Source organism: Barnesiella sp. An55 (assembly GCF_002161555.1).
Taxonomy (GTDB): Bacteria; Bacteroidota; Bacteroidia; order Bacteroidales; family Barnesiellaceae; genus Barnesiella; species Barnesiella merdipullorum.
The window spans coordinates 1-3206 of sequence record NZ_NFHZ01000034.1; the positions used below are offsets into that span (position 1 = coordinate 1).

At 52.5% G+C, this 3206-nt stretch carries 2 tRNA genes and 1 rRNA gene; all 3 read right to left on the bottom strand.

Annotated elements, in window-relative coordinates:
* Positions 1 to 27: 27 nt before the first annotated feature.
* Positions 28 to 2895 (bottom strand): 23S ribosomal RNA (locus B5G10_RS12385).
* Positions 2896 to 2995: 100 nt separating this feature from the next.
* Positions 2996 to 3069: transfer RNA gene (locus tag B5G10_RS12390), tRNA-Ala, on the bottom strand.
* A 33-nt stretch (positions 3070 to 3102) separates the two neighbouring features.
* Positions 3103 to 3176: transfer RNA gene (locus B5G10_RS12395), tRNA-Ile, on the bottom strand.
* Positions 3177 to 3206 lie beyond the last annotated feature (30 nt).

Consider the following 3206-nt stretch of genomic DNA (forward strand, 5'->3'; position numbering starts at 1 on the left):
CCCTATCGGCCCTTCCCGACTCGCGCCGCTGCAAAGTTTCGGGAGATTAGTTTCGCTCGGCTTTGGCATTGCTGCCTTTACACCTGCGACCTATCTACGTCATCGTCTTTGACGTCCCTCGTGGAAATCTTATCTTGGGGCGGGCTTCGCACTTAGATGCTTTCAGCGCTTATCCCTTCCAGACTTAGCTACTCGGCTGTGCTCCTGGCGGAACAACCGATGCACCAGGGGTCTGTCCAACACGGTCCTCTCGTACTAGTGTCGGACCCCCGCAAATTTCCTACGCCCACAACAGATAGAGACCGAACTGTCTCACGACGTTCTGAACCCAGCTCGCGTGCCACTTTAATGGGCGAACAGCCCAACCCTTGGGACCTTCTCCAGCCCCAGGATGTGACGAGCCGACATCGAGGTGCCAAACCACTCCGTCGATATGAGCTCTTGGGAGGGATCAGCCTGTTATCCCCGGAGTACCTTTTATCCTTTGAGCGATGGCCCTTCCATGCGGAACCACCGGATCACTATGCTCTAGTTTCCTACCTGGTCGACTTGTCTGTCTCTCAGTCAAGCACCCTTGTGCCATTACACTCTGCGGTCGGTTACCAATCGACCTGAGGGTACCTTTAGAAGCCTCCGTTACGCTTTTGGAGGCGACCACCCCAGTCAAACTACCCACCAAACAGTGTCCTCGCTCCTGCGAGTTAGCGTTCAAACATTCAAAGGTCCGTATTTCAACAGCGGCTCCACGACGACTGGCGTCGCCGCTTCTTAGCCTCCGGACTATCCTACACATCGAATGCCCAAACGCAATGTTAAGTTGCAGTAAAGGTTCACGGGGTCTTTTCGTCCCGTTGCGGGTAATCGGCATCTTCACCGATACTACAATTTCACCGAAGTCACGGTTGAGACAGTGTCCGGATCATTACACCATTCGTGCAGGTCGGAACTTACCCGACAAGGAATTTCGCTACCTTAGGACCGTTATAGTTACGGCCGCCGTTTACCGGGGCTTCAATTCAATGCTTCTCTTGCGATGACATCTCCTCTTAACCTTCCGGCACCGGGCAGGTGTCAGGCTGTATACTTCATCTTCCAATTTCGCACAGCCCTGTGTTTTTGTTAAACAGTTGCCTGGACCTATTCTCTGCGCCCCATCTTACTGGGGACCCTTTTTCCCGAAGTTACAGGGTCAATTTGCCTAGTTCCTTAACCGTGAATCTTTCGAGCGCCTTGGTATATTCTACCCGACTACGTGTGTCCGTTTGGAGTACGGGTGATATAAGAATATGCTTAGCGGATTTTCTCGGGAGCCTGTTTACCACCGCTATTCGATTGCCCGAGGGCTCTCGATACTGTCAGTTTCGGCACTCGACCCGGATTTGCCTGGGCCACGTTTACCTACATCCTTTAACCTGCTATTCCGTCAGCAGGCGGGTGTGTCACTTCTCCGTCTCCACGTCGCTCCTTATATCAGTAACGGAATCTTGACCGTTTCTTCCATCGGCTCCGCCGTTCGGCTACGCCTTAGGTCCCGACTTACCCTGATCCGATTAGCGTTGATCAGGAATCCTTAGTCTTATGGCGAGGGGGTTTCTCGCCCCCTTTATCGTTACTTATACCTACATTTGCTTTTCCGTCCGCTCCAGCCGTGTCTCGAGACCGACCTTCGCCGCAAACGGAATGCTCCCCTACCATGTCTTTCGACATCCACAGCTTCGGTAAAGGGCTTATGCCCGATTATTATCCATGCAAAACTCCTCGACTAGTGAGCTGTTACGCACTCTTTAAATGAATGGCTGCTTCCAAGCCAACATCCTAGCTGTCTCTGCAGTTTTACTTCGTTTGTTCAACTTAGCCCTTATTTCGGGACCTTAGCTGGTGGTCTGAGTTGTTCCTCTTTCGGACATGGACCTTAGCACCCATGCCCTCACTCCCGGGTAACAAATGGCAGTATTCGGAGTTTGTCAAGACTTGATAGGCGGTGAAGCCCTCGCATCTTATCAGTCGCTCTACCTCTGCCATTCTTGCCCGAGGCTGCACCTAAATGCATTTCGGGGAGTACGAGCTATCTCCAAGTTTGATTGGCCTTTCACTCCTACCCTCAGTTCATCCGTAAGCTTTTCAACGCTTATCGGTGCGGTCCTCCAGTTGGTGTTACCCAACCTTCAACCTGACCAAGGGTAGATCACTTGGTTTCGCGTCTACTGCCTCTGACTATACGCCTTCTTCGGACTTGCTTTCGCTTCGGCTCCGCGACTGAATCGCTTAACCTTGCCAAAGACAGTAACTCGTAGGTTCATTATGCAAAAGGCACGCCGTCACGCTTGCGCGCTCCGACCGCTTGTAGGCGCATGGTTTCAGGGTCTTTTTCACTCCTCTGTTCGAGGTTCTTTTCACCTTTCCTTCACAGTACTGGTTCGCTATCGGTCTCTCGGGAGTATTTAGCCTTACGGGATGGTCCCCGCCGATTCGCCCCGGATTTCTCGTGTCCTGGGTTACTCAGGTGTCCACTCGGCTTATTTCCGCTTTCGCTTACGGGGCTGTCACCCGCTCTGGCTACGATTTCCATCGTATTCTGCTAGCTTCTTTCTTGCCTTCTTTGTGGATCCTTCTACCCCGACGATGCCGTAACACCGTCGGTTTGGGCTCTTCCGCGTTCGCTCGCCACTACTTGCGGAATCATTATTATTTTCTTTTCCTGCGGGTACTTAGATGTTTCAGTTCCCCGCGTTGGCCTACCGCCTAGCGGTATGGTCCTTGCGGACCGGGTTGCCCCATTCGGATATTTACGGGTCACAGGCTATTTGCGCCTCTCCGTAACTTTTCGCAGCTTATCACGTCCTTCTTCGCCTCCGAGAGCCTAGGCATCCCCCATGCGCCCTTTCTTACTTTCTTGCGGCTGCTCTCCATTGCTGAAGTGCCGTCGTTTTGGGTTGATATGGTTTTTGCTTCGTGCTCTTGTTCTTCTTTCTTCCAACATGTCAAGGATCTTCTGTGGAGAATAACGGATTCGAACCGTTGACCCCCTGCTTGCAAAGCAGGTGCTCTAGCCAGCTGAGCTAATCCCCCCGCTTCCACGGCTCTCAATATCCCGGAGCCCTGTAGTCCCAGGCAGATTTGAACTGCCGACCTCTACATTATCAGTGTAGCGCTCTAACCAACTGAGCTATAGGACTGTCTCAAATCATGCCCTGGCGGGTGTCTCT